Below are 18,000 nucleotides of genomic sequence, written 5' to 3'. Positions count from 1 at the left end.
TCTTCGTAGTCGTGATGGTTTAACCGACGGCCGACTGGTTGCCGCGTTGTGACACGGCAAGGTGACGACCGCGGATCGAAAGGCCGGCTGCCTTGACGCGCTGCATAGGGCGCTGTCGTCGGATTGGCTGGTGGCTCCCAGATGTTGGCAACGCTCCGCTCTCGACCGGACAGCTCCTCAACTCGCGACCGCCCGCAGCTTCACTGGCCTGCCATGCGACTGCAGCCGGTGCACCATCACGCTCCCGGACGGAAGAGAGCCGAACGCCGCATCCAGCACATGCCGATGATGGGTGAACAGGATGACCTGTGTTGACCGCCCGAGCTCAGCCAGGGCTGCAAGACCCGGTACAACGCGCTCGTCATCGCTGGTGATGAAAAGATCATCCGCCAGGAAGGGAAGCGCCTCGTTCTCGGCCACGTGGCGCTCAATGGTCGCAATGCGAAGAGCCAGGTAGAGCTGGTCACGGGTGCCCTCGCTCATCCCTTCGACGTCGCACTCGGATCCGTCAGCCCGCAGGCCAATCAGGGTTGGCGCATCACCATCCCGGTAGCGGACAGCCAGCCGCGCCAACGGATTGGGGCCGGTCCCGGCAATCAGCCCAAAGATCTCGCTCGCCCGGCGGACCAGCGGGTGCTCGTTGGCGGCACGGTAGCGCTCCATGGCCCGTTCGAGAATGCGCCGGGCTGCCTCCAGGCGCATCCAGCGCTCGGCGCAGATGCCGATCCCGAGGGCGGCGTTTTGAGCTTCTTGAGCCGCCTCAGCAGCGCCCTTTCGCCCGGCGAGATCGCGAAGCAACCGTTCCGCCTCAGTTTCGGCTTGGGCCGCGGCCTGGCTCTCGCCAACGAGGCGCTCCTCGTCGTTCTCCAGCGCCGACAGTTCCGCAGCGTTTTCATCGGGCGAGATAGAGCCTGCCTCCTGGCGCAATGCATCCTCATCAAGTCCGTCACCGGCCTTTGCGAGTTCGTTGCGCTTCTCGGCCAATTCGCTCGCGATCGTGCGATATTCCTGCGCCTCCGCGGCGACGGCAAGCGGATCGGCATTCGCAACCAACCCAGACTGCCGCAAGAGATGTTCCATTCGCTCGCTCGCGACACGAGCGGACGCAAGAGCATCGGTATGGGAGTTGCGCGCTTTCTCGACGCGGCGGGCAAGTTCTGCGAGCTTTTCGGTCTGAAGCATGTCATCCCGCAGCTGCTCGTACAGCATCCGGACTGCCTTCTCCGGGTCGGTCGTATCAAAGTCAGCCGCCATCGCACCGAGCGAGGCGTGCAGGGCGAGCACGTCGGTTCGGAACTGCTGCAGGTCCTTCCGCAGCCCGTCGAGTCGACGCATCGTTTGGGACCGGTTCGTGGAGCGGTCTCGTATCGCATCCCAGATCGACAACGCGGCTTCCGCCTCCGCGGGCAAAGCGTCGGCAGGGAGTTGCAGGCGGGTGACGGCGTCCGCCCATTGATCAAGCCAGCCCGTTCGCTCGGCAGCTGCGCGGGCCACATCTTTCTCCAGACGGGCATCGCGGTGCTGCATGTCCTGCAAAGACGCGGCCAGGGCTTGGCGCTCTGTCCATGTCTTCAGAGCTGCCGAATAAGCCTGTTGCACCCTGCGGAGGAGCACGGAGAATGTCTCGTCATGATCAGTCGATACGCTGAGCAGTCCCGCTGCCTCGGTCGCGAGACGGCGCGCATTGGCGGCGATGGCGTGGCTCTGATCGAGAGCCTCCTCGCTCCTTCGGGAGGCTGTCAGCAGGCGGACAACCTCATCCCGCTGTCTGAGCCAGATCAGCATCTCGGTGGGAGTGCCCGGGTCGGTGCCGCAGTCGGCCCAGAGTGCAATCCAGCGGTCCTGGAGCGAGCGCAGTTCCGTCTGTGCACGCTCCTCGGCTAACCGCGCGGCGTCCAACGCGGCGGCAAGCCGTTCCTTCTGTGCGGAAAGGTCGGTGAGGCGTGCGACACGGTGCCCCTCATGTTCACGGCGGTCCACGAGCTCATCCGCGTGGCGCAGCGCAGTCTCGAAGGAGCCGGCAAGATCGCCACTCGGGGCAAAAACGGTCAGCTCATCGATGGACTCATGGGCATCGATAAGGCGCGTACGAACCAGCCGCCAGCCCATGTCACGATGGTCGCGAGCGGCTTTGACGGCAGCCGGCGAGGGCACTTCGCCAGTCGCCGCCAGGCCGATGATCTCGGCCTTGACCTGCTCCAGCTCGTTGTCGGTTTCAATCAGCTTGCGCTCGGCAGTCTCATGGCTGTCCACGACCTTGCGCCAAGCCTGGTCATACTGCGACACGAGTTCGATTCCTGGAACGGGTCGTGCCGCCAGATCCTCGGCCGTCCCGGTCCAGCGTGGAACCCTGCTCAAGGCCTCGGCGAGATCCCGTTTGGCGTTCGCATTGGCCGCTTCCGCCTGGGCAAGCAAGCTCGAGACATCACCGAACTGCAGGATCTCGTTCAACAACTCAGTTGCGCCAGCCGGATCCGCTGTCGATCCGGAAAGAGCCTGGAGCTTGTGCTGTGCCGCCTCGAATGCCTCCCGGGCCTCTTTGAGGTCAGCTTGCAGCACTGCCAGTTTGCTCAGGACGGCTTGCCCGCCGCGAGCCAGTTCGCGCAGCCTCGAGATCAGCGGCACCGATGGCATCTGTGCCTCAACCGCGGCAGGGTCCAATGCCAGCCCGAGTTGTTGCAGATGCCCGGCAATTTGGCTGTCGTCATTGGCCTTGTCGCGCATGAGCTTCGGCTCATCTGCGACCTTCTTGCGGTAATCGCCCAACGCCTCGTTGAGAGCGGTTATCTCGGCGGTACGCGCCGCAAGACCGTTGGGCTTCGGCTCTGCAGCGATCTCGGTTTCAAGCTGCCGCAGGAGATCCTCTGCCCGCTTTGCTCCCGCGGCAGCCTCGCGTACGGCACTGTCAAGACTGCGCCATTCTCGCTCGAAGGTCTCCGGCAAGGTTGCTGCTGTCGGGCTGAATGCCGTCAGCCGGCTTTCCCGCTGCAGGATCGCCGCCAGGATCGGATTGACGCGACGGATGCGCTCCAGCCGGGATCTTTTGCGCCGCAACTGGGTCATGGCCTCGTCGAGACTGCGGCGCCTCTCGCGCGCCGTCTCCAGGTTGGCCTCCGCCTGACGCCACTCGTCGGTCTTGAGGGCGTCCAACCGCATGGCCTGCTGCGCCTTCGTGAACCGGTCGATCTGCTGCCAGATCGGCTTGCTCGCCGACTTGCGCTGGTCGAGGGCTCCGAGCTTGCCGATCTCGTCCTCAATCCGCCGGAGGGCATCGCCGACCCTTGTGAGGCCGCTGCCGGCCTCGAAGAGACTGGTGGTCAGATCACCGCCGTTCTCCAACATCTTCTTGCCGCCCAGGCGCAGCCGCTGATGGTCGAGACCGAACATCCGCTCGAACAGCTCTCGATCGGCAGCTCCGAGGAAGCGGGTGAGAGCATTGTCCGGAAGAGCCGCCTCCTGGTCCGACAGGAGCGTCCCGGAGGTGCCTTTGCCTTTGCGGCGTTTGAACGAGAGGCGGTCGCCGGCATCGTTGGTAATGGTCGCCCCAACGCGCATCTGGCTGTAATCGAAGTGAAAGCCGTAAGGCGATCGCATCGGGATGCCGAACAGCAGGTCAGCGACCGAGGACAGCAGGGTCGACTTGCCCGCCTCATTCGGACCGAAGACGATGTGCAGCCGTACGTCGCTTCCGTTCAGATCAAGGGTCAGGTCTTCGAAGCGCCCATATCGCTCGAGGGAAAGCGTCTCGAGTTTCATGGCTGAATCGGCTCGGTCGTGAGGTGGTGCAGTAGCAGCGCTTCCGCATCGGCGAGGATGCGCTCCATCTGATCGGGAGCAAGGTCGTCAAGGCGCGATTTCACACGAGCGCCAGTGGGAAGCTTGCCAAGGCCCTGTTCGAGCGCCTCCCGGATCACGGCGCACTCGTCAGGATCGGTCCTGACGTCGCGCAGAAGTTGGACGAGGTCGTGGAATCCCTCGCTTGGGGCCTGAGCTGTCTCAGGGAGAACTGTCTCAACCTCAACGCGCTCTATCCAGACGTCGCCCTGTGCCTGGAGGGCAAGCGAGGAACACTCGGCCTCCAGGCGCTCCGGGTCGCCGGCGAGAACCCGGTGGGCCGGGCTGGCGCCGGTTAGGACAAGGCGGACCGCGAGCATCCGGCCATCGGCTTGGTCAACCGCCGCCTTCAAGGCCCGTCCGATCAAGGGGCAAGTCTCGTCCAATGTCGATGCGGACGACACATCAACCGCGACGCGGGCCCAGCGCACCACGTCGACCGGGATCGGCTCGATCTGGCGAACGCGCCCGCCCTCAATGGTCACGAGGGTAAAGCCCTTGGCTCCCGGCTCGTTGACATGCCTCCCCTGCAGATTTCCCGGAAAGATCACGTGCGGTGCCTCGCACAGCACCTCGCGCGTGTGCACGTGGCCGAGGGCCCAGTAGTCATAGCCTTTGGAGACGAGATCGCGCAGCTCGCAGGGCGCGTAGGTGTCGTGCCCCGGGCGGCCCGTCGCAGACGTGTGCAGGACACCAATATTGAAAAGGCCGGCAACCGGCTCAGGGTAAGTGGCCGCCAGATTGTGCGGAATCGCGCGGTCGGCAAAGCTCTGCCCGTGGATGGCCACACCGAGGTCGGGGGGCGTCCAGGTCTCAGGTGCCCGGCTGGAGAACTCCCGGACGTTGCTCGGCCAGCTCAATCTGCGGCTGATGACGCTGGCGGCATCGTGATTGCCCCGGATCATGGCGACTGGGATTCCGGCGGTGTTGAGGCGGGCGAGCATTTTCACGAAGAACAGGCCCGTGCCGTGATCGGGCCAATCGCCGTCGAACACATCACCGGCAATCACCACCAAGTCGACGCGCTCATCGAGGGCGAAATCGACCAGCTTCTCGAACGCGCGCCTGGTTGCGCCAATGAGCTTTTCCGCCTGCTCGCCGGCTCGCTCCCTCAGGCCCGACAGCGGGCTATCGAGGTGGAGATCTGCTGCATGAATGAAACGCATGTGCCCCCGCACTGGGGCATGATGCTTACTGTTACCGCCCCAACGATCAGCTTGAGGCAGGGGACATATCAGCGACAAGTGAACAAAGACGGAACCGTGCTCCCGCCCAACCGCTAACTTCTAGAGAGTGCTCAAATGGTGACACCGTCTTGCCGCAGCACGGTTTGAGGCCGCTCGATGTATCTATGCGTTATCGGATTCAGCTGGCGAGCAAGTTGGACGAGCGCGTATTCAGCGCATCAGCGCGAACGCCGTTTGGGATCTGATCGACGCCAGTCGAGAAGCAGGCGCCATTCGGCTTGCTGGGGCGTTCCGCCTGTTCACTCTGGTGCTAGAATCGATTTCAAATATCCAGAGGCTGTATCGACGCAGTTAATAGTCATTAACCATAGATGCGTCCCATCCTGGAATCATAATCCCGGATCGCGAATCGAACTTCAGGGCGAATACTACGTCGCTGCGAATCAAGTGCGTAACTTGAAATAGCCCGGAACCAGGGATTTACATGCGAATTGATTCGGCCTTTCCAGCTAAATGATTCTTGGCAAAGAAGTTTCCCACTGCTGAATCGATCTATTGTGAATGGATTCTTGACGCGCGACTCCACAGCCAACTCAGAATCGGTCATTTCTCGATACGTCACAGGTGCAGTGGGTGGAGTGCCATGCCTGACGTGAAAGGGATCGAGCGGGTCCAACGCTTCCGCAAGTCTCGTCGTGAACGTGGCGATCGGGAATTGAATGTCTGGATACCTGGGCTCTTAGGGGCTGCCATCGACCACGCTGTCGAGAGCGGTCAGTTCAAGACACGCCAAGAGGTCATTACCCATGCTCTTGAGACCATGTTCGCTCAAAAGGATCGAAATGTCGTGACGTAAACCAGGCAAAGCAAAAGGCCCACGAAGCTGGAAACTTCGAGGGCCTTTGGAGTCCACCGAGGGGTGGGCATTCGGAAAGATTAAGCACCTTCCTTATGCCATCCCGACAAACTGACTGTCAAGAGCATCGGTTTCGGTGAACGCTTCCGCTTTGCCCTCAACATGGAGGGTACGATGCAACTCGCATCGTCTGGAGGCCGGCGGCTGAGACATGCCGCTCTGGCCGCAAGGAAGCTTGCGCTCGACACCGGGCGCACGGTGACACGAAAAGAACTATCTGCGGCAGCCCGGGAGGCCGGCAAGGCCCTCGACCTCAGACCGGCCCAGCGGGCGGTGCTGTCCGAGCTCGTCGCCTGCTGGGGCGAGCAGGAGTGGGAGCGGCTGCTGGTCTGGCCGTCCAACGACTACCTGATCAGCCGCACCGGCCTGACCGAGCGGGCGATCCGGCGCATCCTGCGCCAGCTGGTCGATCTGCAGCTGATCGCGCCAAAGGACTCGCCCAACGGCAAGCGCTATGCCGTCAAGGACCTGGCAGGGCAGGTGGTCGACGCCTTCGGGTTCGATCTGACCCCGGTCTATGCCCGCCGCGGCGATTGGGCGGTGATGCTCCTGGAGCAGAAGCAGTTGCGTGAGGTGCGCAAGCGCGCCTTTGACGAGGTTACGATCTGCCGGCGGGCGACCGAGGAGGCTCTGAACGCGCTGGCGGAGCATTTCCCGGACCTCGACCGCTCGGAGTTGGAAGCCCGCCTGAAGAGCCTGCAGGCCGCCACGCCGACCCGATCGCAGGTCACGCTGCCGGCGGACCTTCTCGACGCCTGGCAGTTGTTGAGAACTGAGGCAGAAGAGACCTTCTATGAAATGGGCAATGCCGGACTCGGAGTCCGTCACAATAATAACAACAACGGATCTCCCAGTGAGTCTTGTAACAAGAGCTTTCCAAAGAAAGCTGAGGCGGTTCGTTCAACCGAACAACCCTCGGAGCACCTATCACCGGAATTGATCCTTGAGGCCTGCCCCACCTTAAGCGACTACGGCGAGCCGGTGCAGGATCTGGCCGACATCGTCTCGGCCGGCCGCTACCTGCGGGCTTCGCTGGGGGCGCATGAGAGCGCCTGGTCCGAGGCGGTGGAGGACATCGGCACCGTCAGGGCGGCGATTGCAGTGATCTACGTGCTGCAGCTCTACGAGGATGATGTGGCTCGGAACGGTGGGGAGAGCCGGATCAAGAACCCGGGCGGCTACTTCCGCGCGCTCACCCGCATGGTGAAATCCGGCAAGATCGACCTCGCTGTCGAGCTCCTCGCCATGCGGAGGCGACGAATGACATGAGGGGAGATCATGCGCGCTCCAACTGACTTGTCGGCGGGCTGAGTGTCTGATCGGCAGGTTTGGAATGTTCCGTTCGCTCAAGCTGGAGGCGTGGGACGGGCAAGGAAGAGGCAAAGGTATGGTGTTGATTTCAACCGTCGTGGGTGGGCTCGTTCTCTACGTGATCTTCGAGCGGTACCTGAGGAAGGCTCTGCATCGGAGCCAAGTCCAGCACAAGGCGATTGAGACGGGCACGCTGATCACCGCCATTGTTGCCGTAGTCCTTGCGGCCGGCAGCTTGGCCTACACACTGAGTTCGATCGATGCTCTTGAAGTGCGTGTCATGGCGCTCGAAAAGGTTGCGCGAAATCTTCCTCAGGGGAGAGAGTAACGACGTGGATGAGGGTAGGGGAGAAGCACGGCCCTATACGAGCGAACAAGGCCTCGAGATTGCTAACGCTGACATTTCGATGGTCGGGTGCATCACTGATGTGAATCGTTCATGGTCGATGGATTCAGGACTTTGATTGGACCTCGCTTCATGCTCTGCGCACCATGGGGCCATGTCCGAAGACACGATCCAGTACCTTGTGCTCGACCGGTGTGATCCCACCTGCAACATGGCGCGCTACTATGTCCTTTCAATCGAGCCCAGCCTGTTTGGTGATGCGACACTGATCCGTGAGTGGGGCCGTATTGGTCGACTAGGCCAGCGCAGGGTTGAACTCTACGAAAACCAGTCAGGTGCAATAGAAGCCCTCGAGACCTGGCTCCAGCGCAAGCGGCGACGAGGCTATCTGCTCAGGGACGGGTAGGACAAAGGGGGCCAGGGAAACTCCCGGTCTCAAACGTCACACAGTGAGGAAGCGAGACCCGACGCGCTAACGTTCCTGTACGCGGTTACAAATTGACTGATCTTGGATCGAAGAGCGCACTTACGGCGTTTGATGAGGAGCGCGCAGGTTTCCGACCTGCTCCGCGCCGGGCGCGGCTACTGCTTTCGCGCCTGGACCACTTTTTCGAAAGGGCGAGTCTCCCCCTGACACAGCCGCCGCCGTGGTGACCGGCACGGGATGCGATGGGACATAGCGAGTGGAGCCGGCGGACTGGCATGCCATCCTGTCGCACGATAGGGGCGGGGTGTTGATTCATTGCGGAATGGGACCGTCTCTTCGAGGACAGCGCGTAAACTGTCACTTGCGCTCCGACCTGGATTCTGTGCGACTTTTACAAGGATACGGGCCTATGGCGTCAGGGCATCACGCCGGAATTAAGCGACTGTTAACCATGCGGCCCAATGATGCTTTCTTTGGGAGACTTAGCGATGGCCAGACGACCGCTCGTGCTTCTCATTCCAGCAGATCGCCGCACCGGTACCCTCACACAAGCTGGTCTCGAGGGGTATGGTTACGATGTCCTGGTGGCGGGCACCGCTGACGAGGCGCTTGATCTCCTCCGTGTACATCAGAGGGTCAGCGTCCTGGTCGTCGACGTCCAACCCGAGAAGGATTCTGGCGGAATCGCACTGGCGCAAACTGCCCGCCGATCCGATCCGAGCATTCATGTGATCTATACCAGTGGAGCGCCCTACAAGCTTCATGAGCGGCACAAGGTTAGCGGCGCGCCTTGCATGCGTACGCCATATCATCCGCATCAACTCGTCGGGGTCATCGGACAAATCTCGAGCCGACACTGTCTTGATGAGTATGAAATGCACGCAGCCTGACAAGCCTACAGCGCAGACGCTTTGGAGATAATTGATCGCAAAGGACAGCCATCGCTCAGTTGCCCTGGCGGGTAAACCGTCATCCCAAGCGCGCAGCCGGTGTCGGCCAAGGCGAAGCGGAAGCGTGAGGAGTTGATCACGCCATATTCCGATGTCGTGCCTTAGGATCCTGGCATGCGGCGTCTTCAGTCATGGTGCACCTGTCTCGACCGCCTTTCTTCTCCCGGTGTCAGCTGGCAAGAGCCACCCTGATAGAGATGCAACCTTTTTCCGTCGCGACTTCGGGCGTCGCATGCGGCCTCTCAACGGGCTGGTCTGATCGCAGGGCGGCTGCGCCTCGATCCCTTGCCCGCAACAGCGGGTCCGGACCTCTCGGTCCTGAGCGCCTTTTTCCCCGGCCTTTCGGCCTTCCTCGCGAGACAAAAAAGCTCTCCCCGCGCCGTCCTCCACATGCGTTGCGGGCCTGCGGCTGCGGCGTGATCACCTGACGATCCTTCGACCGCCATCGAGGCCGCGCGGTGCGGCCCGACCAACGGAAAAAGGAACATCCCTATGGCGACCATCGGCACCTTCAGGAAAACCGACAAAGGCTCCTACACCGGTACCCTCAAGACCCTCACCCTCACGGTCAAGACCCACATCACCAAGAGCCCGAAGACGAACGATCAGGCTCCCGATTACCGGATCTTCGTTGGCCCGACCGAATTCGGCGCCGCCTGGCTGAAAACCTCCCGCGACGGCCGCGAGTATCTCTCGGTCAGAATGGACGATCCGAGCTTTCCTGCTCCGATCTTCGCCTCCCTGGTCGAGGGCGACGGCAACGAGTTCAGCCTCATCTGGTCGCGCCGCTCTGGCGAATGACCCTCAGGCCCCCGCCTCACGAGCGGGGGCATCACACCCTTCAGCCTCGTACCTGAAAGAGCGCTCATGTCCGCCTTCGTTGTCTCTGCCGCCCATATCGACACCATCGTCTCCGCCGCCATCGACCTGGAACTCTTCGCCGCCCGCACCGACCACGGCACCCTCGAGCGGGTCTGCCACGAGACGGCGATTGCCTTCGGCAAGATGCTCTTGGCCGAGAACGTCCGCTCCGTCGTCCACCGCTACCGTCTGACCGGCAGTGCCGAGGCCTCTGATTACACCGAGCTCGTGGAGACCTACGAGTTTCGGTACCGTCCTTGCATCCGGGCCGGCGTGGCCGCCAAGGCCCTGGATTGCTTCGACTACCAGTCTTGTGAGACCGACACCTACGAGACGAGCCTCGCCTATGCCTTCACCTGTCGGATGGCGAAGGCGCTCAACAAGCACCTCAACGGCTACGAGGCCGCCCCCTGGGGCATTGATGACCGGATCCCGGCACCAGCGCACTGACGTCGCCCAACTTGGCCCCGCCCTCCCGGTGGGGTCCTTTTTTCATCTCGTACCGGAGACAAGGACCACGACCCGCGAGCCGACACGCCTCTCCCCCGCAACCAGAAAATCCGGCCTCTCGTCATTTGGTCCGTCAAGCTGAAGGGCCCGCCATCCCTGCACACTGCGCCTGACCCCCTTCGCTGGCCTGAGCGAGCCTTCCCATTCCCGGTGGAAAACCCTTAACAAACCTTTAATAGCAGTGACCCCGGCTCCATAAGTCAGCTGGATGAAGCGGGACGTATAGTGCAAATTGCAACACTCATTGCCGATCAGGAATTCACCTTCTTCACTTGGCGCGGAAGTGTTCGTGCCGTCCGGTCCTTTGGCCGGACTAGCCGCACGTGTGAGATCCTGATCCAGGCACGAAACGGAACACGGCGCAGCATCACCGTGCAGCCGAGGATCCGTATTGAGGCAGGTCATGAAGTGTCGCTCGTCTACTTGCGACGATCCGGGTTCAACAACGGTGCTCTCGTTGGGGTGCTCGACCATACCAGCGACCAGCATTGCGCCATACCGCAGGGCTATGTTCCAATCCGCTTGAGGCCGTCCCCCTTCGTCGACCTCATGAAAGGCATCGAGCGTTATTCCCTGCCGGGAACTGCTCTTCTCCTGACAATGTTTGCTGCGGTCTGCCTGTTTTGTGTGGGGGTAACCTATTCGGTTCTGACATGGCTCATGATCGGCAGTGTGGCGACCACGCTCCTGTGGGCTTTTAACGTGCTGGCGGATTGGCACTCTGAAGCGGCCGATCATGCTCTGATCGCAAGCACGGAGGAGATGCTGGATCATCTTGCGGCGGTCGAACGGATCGCCAATGGGCCCGAGCCGTACGACAGCTACGGCGCGACGTGGGTTCTCGCAGGTCGAAAGGACTCGACGCAGGCTCCTGAGCGGTCGCCAGGTCGGTGGGGCGTGCAGACAGAGCCTTATGAGCCTCGCAGCAGCTACCGAGCGGTTTGAGACCGCCTTAATAGGGCTCTGGATGCCTCATGTCCAAGATTTCCAGCAGAAGGAATCCGAGGACAGCCACAGCCACAATTGTCGTGAGCACTAGGATAAGACTGTGCCACTGCCCTTGAAGCGCCAGCGTGGCCCTGATGGTTTCGAGCTCGCGTTCAGTTTCATGCTCGGAGGCCATATTTCTTCCCGGATCGCCCGCATCTGATGTTGTACCGAGCCTGGGAAGATAATCATCAGGACGTGTGTGACTCTGTGCGATAGCACACACGTGATCTCGGTCACCTCATAGGCGAAATTGCTCCGAAGACGCTCCATGGAACTGGATTAACTTTCATGGTGAAGTGTTTGGAAGGATCGCGACGCGATGCCAGTTGGCAGAGCCGTAGGGCTTGAGTCCTGTCGTTTGGCCAAAAGACTTTCCTGAAACGCTCCGCTGGCCTGGTTAAAACCTACCTACGAGGCCCTCAGCTCTCCTACAGCGCAAGATGACAGCGCGGCGGTTTCGGGCCTGCTCCGCTGACGCTCCGGGGCGCGGCTACCGCTTCTCGCACCTGGACAGGTTTTGCGGGAGGCCTAGCCTCCCCATCCACAAGGTTGACGCCGTAGCCGGCGCCGACACTTTGCCATCCATGCTTGAGGGGAGAGAGGCGCACGGCCCTCTCTCCCCAGCAACCGGAAAATCCGGTTTCCCCATCATTCGGTCTGGCAGGCGTGTCGCCTGCCAGCCCTGCATGACCGCTGCCGCGGCCTGCCTGCCGCAGAGGGCGTCTGGCGGGTGGGCGATCCCTCCGGATTTTCAGGTGGCTCCCCTCTCTCCCCGCTGTTCGCCACGTGGCAGGGGCGCAGGCGCAGACGCTTGCGCCCGACATCAAAGGAGAGACACCATGACCATCGGAACCATCGCCCTGTCCAAGCTGATCCCGAGCGAGGCCAACGTTCGCCGCTTCAAGTCCGTCGCCGGGATCGAGGCCCTGGCTGCCGATATTGCCGCGCATGGCCTGATCCAGAGCCTCAACGTCAAACCGGCTGCAAAGGGCAAGTTCGAAGTGCTGGCAGGCGGACGCCGCCTGCGCGCGCTCAAGCACCTGCAAAGCGAGGGCGGCTCCATCCTCGGGCAGAAGGTGACCAAGGACTTTCCGGTTTCCGTTCTGCAGGGGCTTGCCGAGGGCGTGACCGAAACGGAGATCTCGCTGGCTGAAAACTTCCAGCGCTCAGCCATGCACCCCGCCGAAGAGATCGCCGCCTTCGGTAAACTCAACAAGGAAGAGAGCCTCTCGGCGGAGGAGATTGCAGCCCGGTTCGGCATTTCCCGGATGACCGTTCGCCGCCGCCTAGCTCTTGCCGACCTCTCGCCACGCATCCTGGAGGAGTTGCGTCAGGATTCCATGAGCCTGGAACAAGCTCAGGCACTGACCCTCACGTCCGACCACGACCGCCAGGAGGGGCATGGTTTGGAGCGCAGCACGCGTGGAACCGGGAGCCGCAGCATCTCAAGCGGCGTCTGTCCGAGGAGCGGTTGCACCCAACCGACAAGCTCTCGCACTTTATTCGCGAGGAGTATCTGGCTGCCGGAGGAGCCTACGAGAGCGACCTGTTTGCCACCAGAGAGCAGGTCTATCTGATCGACAAGGAGCTTGCCTATACCCTCGCAGAGCAGAAGCTCGAGGGAAAGCGCGAAGCCATTGCCGCCGAGGGCTGGAAATGGATTACGGTTACTCCGGATTTCTCCTACCAGACCAGCCACCACTATGGCCGCGTGTATCCGGAGAAGGTTGAACTGCCGGCCGGGGATCAAGCCGAACTGGACCGGTTCAACACCGAGCTTGAGACGCTCACCGCTCAGTTGGAGGAGCAGGACCTTTACGGCGATGAGGACGCTGAGGACCTGACAGAGGCGCAGGCGGCCCTTGTCGAAAGCTACAAGCGGGTCAACAGCGCCATCGAGGCTATCCAGGACCGCGAGGACGCCTACACCGATGAACAGAAGGCGACATCGGGAGCTGTCATCACCCTGGATCACGTCGGAGAGATCAGGATCGAGCGCGGCTTGATCGCGCCGCAGGACCGCGCCGCCGAAACCAGGACGAAAGACACCGGGAAGGTAACACAGATCGATGGTGAAACGGTTGCTACCAAGGAGGTTGAGACCAGCACCCTGTCGGCGGCCTTGACCGAGGATCTGACCGTGCAGCGCACCGCAGCGCTCGCCGTGGAACTCGCCAAGCGTCCCGATGTGGCCATTCTCGCGACAACCTACAGCCTTGCCCTGCAGCATTTCTATTCCGGCTATTACGATGCGTCGAAACCGATCAGTGCGGTTCAAATCAAGCGCGAGGCACCGCCGCGCGCCTCCGATGAGATGGCGCAAACCCCGGCCATCCTCGCCCTGGCATCCCTTGAAGCGGAGTGGAAAGAGCGCCTGCCCAAGACAGCCGCCGACCTCTGGGACTGGTGCGCGTCAGCAACGCCTGAGACGCTGTTGAACCTCCTGACCGTCCTGACCGGCTTGAGCCTCAACGCGACGCAGCAGCGCCACGAGAAGCGACACACCCGCCACGACAACGCCGACCAGATCGCCCGGGCGATCAACTGCGACATGACGCTGCACTGGCAGCCGGACGCGGCCTTCTTCCGCCGCCGCAGCAAAGCCTTCATGGCCGACGCCATCACCGAGGCTTCCGGCGATAGCTACAGCGCCGTCGCCAAGGGCCTGCCGAAGCTGGGGAAGGCGGACGCCATTGAGGCCACCGTTGCCGCCGTGTCCGGCCGCAGTTGGCTGCCGACGGTGCTCAGGACGCCTGAGAACGTCGCGCCCATCAGCGCCCCGGAGCAGCAGATGGAGGAGGCCGCCTAAGGCCAATACCGTTGACTTAGGTCTGAGTTGCCGTTCTGGAGTGTCGGCGGATGTTGCGCAGGCGGGCGACCCAAGCGTTAAAGGAGCGCAGCGCTAGACCCTGGCTCTGGCAGTAGGCGGGTCGTGACAGCCCACTCGTCTGCCAAGAGCGAATGTGGGCGCGCCAGACCGTCTCCGGCTTGGGTGCCGGAGCAGGGCGTCGCGGCGGCTTTGGGCCCGGCCGCAAGAGGCACGACTGCGGGCAAGAGCACGGGGTCAGGCGGTGGCGCGACAATCCGAATGTGGTCGGCCGCGATGATCCGGCCTGTGACGGCCGGTGCGGCGCGGGCTTTGGTCGGAAAGCCGCTCATCTTGCGCTTGACCACGCGTGGGTTGTGTCGCCCCCGGCTCTGCTCGGCCGGCAGCGCGATCAACTCGATCAGCACGCACTCAGTCATGCGCTGGCGTTGCCGAGGGGGGAAACGCGGCGTGGAACGGCAGATGCCGCCTCACGATCCGCACCGCATGCACGAAGGAGAGCTGATCCGGATCGCAGCCGGCCCGCTGACTGGCCTCGTGCATCAGCCGCCGCAGCGCGAAGTGCACGAGCAGCAGGCCATAGAGCTCCTGCTCCACAAGATCGGCCCGGCGCGAGCGCAGCATCAGGCGCTCCCCCGGCAACGTCACCTTCAGTTCGGCAAACGTACTCTCGCTTTCCCAGCGCTTGTGGTAGAGCGCCGCCAATTCCGGCGCCGGCGCGGCGCCCGGGTCGAGCAGCGTGGTGACCAGCCGGTAGAGCGGTTCCGCGTCCACGATGCCCTCCAAGCGATAGTCGATGACGCGCACGACCTGTCCACCCTCATCGTGCCGCCGCTGCTTGGGCGAGGCGTAAAGCCGGCTCAGATAGGAGCCGTCCGGCAGACGCTCGCAGCAGGGCAGCACCTGGTTCCGACGCACCCGCCACAACAGATCGGCTCCGGACGCGGCGGCCGTGCGCCACAGCTCAAAGCCTGCGAAGGCGCGGTCGGCCAGGCACAGCATGCCCGGCTGCAAGCGCGCGAGCAGCGGCGGCGCCAGCCCGACCTCGCTGGTGGTGTAGCGGTCGAGCGCCACCGCAAACAGCGCATGCGTGCCGGTCTCGGCGAGGGTCAACAGGCGCAGCTGTGGAAAGCCACTCTGGCCGCGCGAGGCTGGCGGACGGCCGAAGCGCTCCACGAGTTCGGGCGTGTCGGGCAGATCGATCGTGGTGCCGTCCAGGCTGACCAGTCGGCGCCCGCCATACCAGGCGCCGGGCGTGTCGGGGGTGGCAAACGGCGCGGCAATGCGCGCATACAGCGCCTTGAGCGGGGCGGGACCGAGCCGGGTGCGGGCCCGGCAGATGGCGGACTTGTCGGCCAAGGCGGGGTCCGTGCCGGACAGGCGCAGCCAGCGCACGCCCTCGACAAGGCAGCGCAGCACCTCGGCATAGGAGGCCTGGGCATAGAGGGCGAGGGCCATGACGTAGTAGACCACCAGACGCGCCGGCAGCCGGCGGTAGCGCTGGCTCTGCCGACCGGTCTCGGCGAGCACCGCATCGATCAGAGCGGCCGGCACGGTGGTGGTGAGCACGCCCAGGGTGACGTGGTCGCTGATCCGGGTGCCGTCCGGCAGACGTGCCGCAGTGCGGGCCATCGGGGCCTCCTTCGCACGCCCCCACCCCGAGCATCCGCCCGGAACACCCCCTAAGTCAACGGTATTGCGCCTAAGGCCGCCTCTCACACGAAGCCCTCGCGCCGTCTCTCTCCCGGTGCGAGGGGTTTGGGTTAGCGGTTTGCTATTTCACCGTTGACATCTATTAGCTATATGCTAATATAATCTTATGAAGAAGATTGCTTACAGCAAATCGGCCCTGAAGACCCTGCGTCGGATTCCAGCAAATGTCTCAGCCACGATCAGAGGTAAGATCGAGCAATATGCCTCCGATCCAGCCTCGCTCTCGGCCAACGTGACGAAGCTACAAGGGCGCGAGGGCTATCGGTTACGGGTCGGGGATTGGCGCGTGATCTTTGATGAGGACGGCACTGTTCTGGCCATCCTGGAAATCGGCCCCAGGGGCGGAATTTACGGCTAGGAGATGAGCATGAATAAGCCTGACATTATTACGACCCCGAGTGGCGACCGTTTGGCGATCATGCCGCTTGCGGATTATGAAAGCCTGGTCGCCTCGGCGGAGCAGTCTGCCGACGTGCGCGCCTACGATGAGGCAAAGCGGCGGATCGCCAGCGGCGAAGACGAGCTTGTTCCGAGCGAGTTCGCCAACCGCATTCTCGACGGCGAGAGCCCGGTTCGGGTTTGGCGCGAGTATCGCGGCATGAGCGCAAAAGACCTTGCCGCCAAGACCGGTCTCAGCCCGGCTTATATTAGTCAAATTGAGACTGGTGATCGCGACGGCAGTTTCGAGACCATGAAGAAGATCGCGCAAGCCTTGTCGGTGTCGCTCGACGACCTTGCGTGATCGCCCTGAAGTCGAGCTAGGGCGCAAAGGTGGATTGTCGGCCGGTAGATGGCGCACAACCGAACCAGCGACCTGAGACCGGCAGGGGAGGGCAGGCCTCCCCACATCCACACAGCCGCCGCCGCGACCGGCGGCCACTTTTCGCAGACCCCCATTGCCGAAAGACGAGGTGCTCACGCACCCTCTTTTTCTTAACTTCGGCGGCATGGCGAGCTTGGGACCGGAACAGATCGAGGCAGAGGCGAGGGCCATCCTGTGGCGCAGGATCGAGCGCCTGGGATGGTTTCCCGGCTTGTCCGAGGAGGAACGCGCCGAGCGGATTGCCCAGGATGTCGAGCTCTACTGGCCCACGATGGTCCACGAGGCTGCCCATAGCCTGTTGGACAAACTGGAGGACGGCGGAATCATCCAGCCCTGACGGTTGGCAGTTCGTCGAGCCGGGTCGTGTAGCGCGGCGAGCGCCGTTCAAACTTCGTCGCCCAGGTTCGCGCCACACCCACTGACCCCGGTCTCACAATCCCTCGCCCATAGCGGCGGTTGCAGGCATCCATGGCCGTCATGAGCCGTTTGGATCGTTCATGGTCCCGCACCTCGAAAAGCGCGAGTTGCGTTCTGCTATCCGGCACCAGGTCTGCCGTCATGACTCCGGCTTTGGCATAGCGGTAATCCCCCATACGTCCTCGAACGGAACGCGGATCAGCCAATGATCCCGCTCCGCTTCATTGGTCAGATCACACACCCCGCCGAGTTCAGGGATTTTCTTGGCAATATGGTTCGCCAGCTTCGCCAACGTCTTGGTCGGACCAAGACCAACACAGGTCGGAACGCCGGTCCAGGTGCGGACGGTGGAGCGCAGATCGTGCGCCACGACTGTCAGGTCGAGAAAGCTTTCATCGATCGAGTAGGTTTCGACATCCGGCGAGAATTGCCGGTAGATCTGGTTCATGCGTGCGCTCATGTCGCCATAGAGCGCATAGTTGCTGGAGAAGACCGATACCTTCTCCCGCTTGCAGAGATCACGGATTTGGAAGAAGGAAGCACCCATTCTGATTCCGAGAGCTTTGGCTTCCGGCGTCCTGGCCACGGCGCAGCCATCATTGTTCGACAGCACAATGACGGGCCGCCCCTCCAACCGAGGATCAAAGACCCGCTCGCAGGAGCAGTAGAAGCTGTTGCCATCGATCAGGGCGAGCACCATGACTCATGGCTGGACCATCCGTACCAGACTGTGCATGACTCTCGCTCGTACAATGGTGCCGAAAATCGCCGTCTGGGGGAAGTTCTGACGAGCTTGAGGTTGCAGGAGTCGCCGGTGGCACGCGGAAGACGACTTCAACGTGGTTGCGGTCGATCTCGATCCGTCGCACCAAGGTTCGGATCAGGGCT

General features: G+C 62.5%; 17 protein-coding genes and 1 pseudogene. 13 read left to right on the top strand and 5 right to left on the bottom strand.

Annotated features, from left to right (window positions below):
* Positions 1–177 precede the first annotated feature (177 nt).
* Together JO965_RS26845 and JO965_RS26840 are read right to left on the bottom strand one after the other, a co-directional pair.
* A complete protein-coding gene (locus tag JO965_RS26845; protein ID WP_203445147.1) occupies positions 178–3,756 on the bottom strand; it encodes a YhaN family protein in 3,579 nt (1,192 codons plus the stop codon).
* Positions 3,753–5,000: a DNA repair exonuclease gene (locus JO965_RS26840; protein WP_203445146.1), complete on the bottom strand. Its 1,248-nt coding sequence runs from the start codon at positions 4,998–5,000 to the stop codon at positions 3,753–3,755. Before JO965_RS26840 ends, JO965_RS26845 begins: the two co-directional genes overlap by 4 nt.
* Before the next feature lie 664 nt (positions 5,001–5,664).
* On the opposite strand from JO965_RS26840, the gene JO965_RS26835 reads away from it, so the two are divergent.
* From JO965_RS26835 to JO965_RS26790, 10 genes are all read left to right on the top strand, one after another.
* On the top strand, positions 5,665–5,877 hold the full coding sequence (locus JO965_RS26835) for a hypothetical protein (protein WP_203445583.1): 213 nt from the start codon (positions 5,665–5,667) through the stop codon (positions 5,875–5,877).
* Between the two features lie 174 nt (positions 5,878–6,051).
* Positions 6,052–7,206 carry a plasmid replication protein RepC gene (repC, locus tag JO965_RS26830; RefSeq protein ID WP_203445145.1) on the top strand — a complete coding sequence of 385 codons (1,155 nt, stop codon included), beginning with the start codon at positions 6,052–6,054 and terminating at the stop codon, positions 7,204–7,206.
* Positions 7,207–7,324: 118 nt separating this feature from the next.
* Complete coding sequence (locus JO965_RS26825; protein ID WP_203445144.1) at positions 7,325–7,576, top strand: hypothetical protein; 252 nt, start codon at positions 7,325–7,327, stop codon at positions 7,574–7,576.
* 172 nt (positions 7,577–7,748) lie between these two features.
* Positions 7,749–8,000 carry a WGR domain-containing protein gene (locus JO965_RS26820; RefSeq protein ID WP_203445143.1) on the top strand — a complete coding sequence of 84 codons (252 nt, stop codon included), beginning with the start codon at positions 7,749–7,751 and terminating at the stop codon, positions 7,998–8,000.
* Between the two features lie 509 nt (positions 8,001–8,509).
* On the top strand, positions 8,510–8,911 hold the full coding sequence (locus tag JO965_RS26815) for a response regulator (RefSeq protein WP_203445142.1): 402 nt from the start codon (positions 8,510–8,512) through the stop codon (positions 8,909–8,911).
* A 552-nt stretch (positions 8,912–9,463) separates the two neighbouring features.
* A complete protein-coding gene (locus tag JO965_RS26810; protein ID WP_203445141.1) occupies positions 9,464–9,772 on the top strand; it encodes a DUF736 domain-containing protein in 309 nt (102 codons plus the stop codon).
* A 66-nt stretch (positions 9,773–9,838) separates the two neighbouring features.
* Complete coding sequence (locus JO965_RS26805; protein WP_203445140.1) at positions 9,839–10,282, top strand: hypothetical protein; 444 nt, start codon at positions 9,839–9,841, stop codon at positions 10,280–10,282.
* A gap of 285 nt (positions 10,283–10,567) precedes the next feature.
* Positions 10,568–11,287: a hypothetical protein gene (locus tag JO965_RS26800; protein ID WP_246777013.1), complete on the top strand. Its 720-nt coding sequence runs from the start codon at positions 10,568–10,570 to the stop codon at positions 11,285–11,287.
* Positions 11,288–12,171: 884 nt separating this feature from the next.
* Entirely contained in the window at positions 12,172–12,909 is a 738-nt protein-coding gene (locus tag JO965_RS26795; RefSeq protein ID WP_203445139.1) for a ParB/RepB/Spo0J family partition protein, read from the top strand.
* Positions 12,804–14,141: a hypothetical protein gene (locus JO965_RS26790; RefSeq protein WP_203445138.1), complete on the top strand. Its 1,338-nt coding sequence runs from the start codon at positions 12,804–12,806 to the stop codon at positions 14,139–14,141. The genes JO965_RS26795 and JO965_RS26790 overlap by 106 nt, the downstream gene beginning before the upstream one ends.
* A 77-nt stretch (positions 14,142–14,218) precedes the next feature.
* On the opposite strand, the gene JO965_RS26785 is transcribed toward JO965_RS26790, so the two are convergent.
* Positions 14,219–14,578 carry a hypothetical protein gene (locus JO965_RS26785; protein WP_203445137.1) on the bottom strand — a complete coding sequence of 120 codons (360 nt, stop codon included), beginning with the start codon at positions 14,576–14,578 and terminating at the stop codon, positions 14,219–14,221.
* On the bottom strand, positions 14,571–15,791 hold the full coding sequence (locus JO965_RS26780; protein WP_203445136.1) for an IS4 family transposase: 1,221 nt from the start codon (positions 15,789–15,791) through the stop codon (positions 14,571–14,573). Before JO965_RS26780 ends, JO965_RS26785 begins: the two co-directional genes overlap by 8 nt.
* A 187-nt stretch (positions 15,792–15,978) precedes the next feature.
* Between JO965_RS26780 and JO965_RS26775 the strand changes: the two genes are divergently transcribed.
* The 3 genes from JO965_RS26775 to JO965_RS26765 all read left to right on the top strand — a co-directional run bounded on the left by JO965_RS26775 (position 15,979) and on the right by JO965_RS26765 (position 17,032).
* Positions 15,979–16,230, top strand: coding sequence for a type II toxin-antitoxin system RelE/ParE family toxin (locus tag JO965_RS26775; RefSeq protein ID WP_203445135.1), 252 nt, complete (start codon positions 15,979–15,981; stop codon positions 16,228–16,230).
* Between the two features lie 9 nt (positions 16,231–16,239).
* Positions 16,240–16,614: a helix-turn-helix domain-containing protein gene (locus tag JO965_RS26770; RefSeq protein WP_203445134.1), complete on the top strand. Its 375-nt coding sequence runs from the start codon at positions 16,240–16,242 to the stop codon at positions 16,612–16,614.
* A gap of 154 nt (positions 16,615–16,768) precedes the next feature.
* The gene (locus JO965_RS26765; RefSeq protein WP_203445133.1) at positions 16,769–17,032 is read left to right on the top strand and encodes a hypothetical protein; all 264 of its coding nucleotides are present in this window, start codon (positions 16,769–16,771) and stop codon (positions 17,030–17,032) included.
* On the opposite strand, the pseudogene JO965_RS26760 reads toward JO965_RS26765, so the two are convergent.
* Positions 17,019–17,812: pseudogene (locus tag JO965_RS26760) on the bottom strand (DUF4113 domain-containing protein). The gene JO965_RS26765 and the pseudogene JO965_RS26760 overlap by 14 nt on opposite strands.
* Between the last annotated feature and the right edge of the window lie 188 nt (positions 17,813–18,000).

This window comes from Microvirga sp. VF16 (assembly GCF_016864375.1).
GTDB lineage: Bacteria > Pseudomonadota > Alphaproteobacteria > Rhizobiales > Beijerinckiaceae > Microvirga.
Note: the sequence above shows the minus strand (reverse complement) of the source record. Positions and strands in the feature narration are given on the sequence as shown.

Coding starts and splice junctions, on each gene's coding strand:
- JO965_RS26820 (WP_203445143.1), top strand. CDS start 7,749: ATGTCCGAAGACACGATCCAGTACCTTGTGCTCGACCGGTGTGATCCC.
- JO965_RS26835 (WP_203445583.1), top strand. CDS start 5,665: ATGCCTGACGTGAAAGGGATCGAGCGGGTCCAACGCTTCCGCAAGTCT.
- JO965_RS26805 (WP_203445140.1), top strand. CDS start 9,839: ATGTCCGCCTTCGTTGTCTCTGCCGCCCATATCGACACCATCGTCTCC.
- JO965_RS26780 (WP_203445136.1), bottom strand. CDS start 15,791: ATGGCCCGCACTGCGGCACGTCTGCCGGACGGCACCCGGATCAGCGAC.
- JO965_RS26815 (WP_203445142.1), top strand. CDS start 8,510: ATGGCCAGACGACCGCTCGTGCTTCTCATTCCAGCAGATCGCCGCACC.
- JO965_RS26795 (WP_203445139.1), top strand. CDS start 12,172: ATGACCATCGGAACCATCGCCCTGTCCAAGCTGATCCCGAGCGAGGCC.
- repC (WP_203445145.1), top strand. CDS start 6,052: ATGCAACTCGCATCGTCTGGAGGCCGGCGGCTGAGACATGCCGCTCTG.
- JO965_RS26770 (WP_203445134.1), top strand. CDS start 16,240: ATGAATAAGCCTGACATTATTACGACCCCGAGTGGCGACCGTTTGGCG.
- JO965_RS26775 (WP_203445135.1), top strand. CDS start 15,979: ATGAAGAAGATTGCTTACAGCAAATCGGCCCTGAAGACCCTGCGTCGG.
- JO965_RS26785 (WP_203445137.1), bottom strand. CDS start 14,578: ATGACTGAGTGCGTGCTGATCGAGTTGATCGCGCTGCCGGCCGAGCAG.
- JO965_RS26825 (WP_203445144.1), top strand. CDS start 7,325: ATGGTGTTGATTTCAACCGTCGTGGGTGGGCTCGTTCTCTACGTGATC.
- JO965_RS26845 (WP_203445147.1), bottom strand. CDS start 3,756: ATGAAACTCGAGACGCTTTCCCTCGAGCGATATGGGCGCTTCGAAGAC.
- JO965_RS26810 (WP_203445141.1), top strand. CDS start 9,464: ATGGCGACCATCGGCACCTTCAGGAAAACCGACAAAGGCTCCTACACC.
- JO965_RS26840 (WP_203445146.1), bottom strand. CDS start 5,000: ATGCGTTTCATTCATGCAGCAGATCTCCACCTCGATAGCCCGCTGTCG.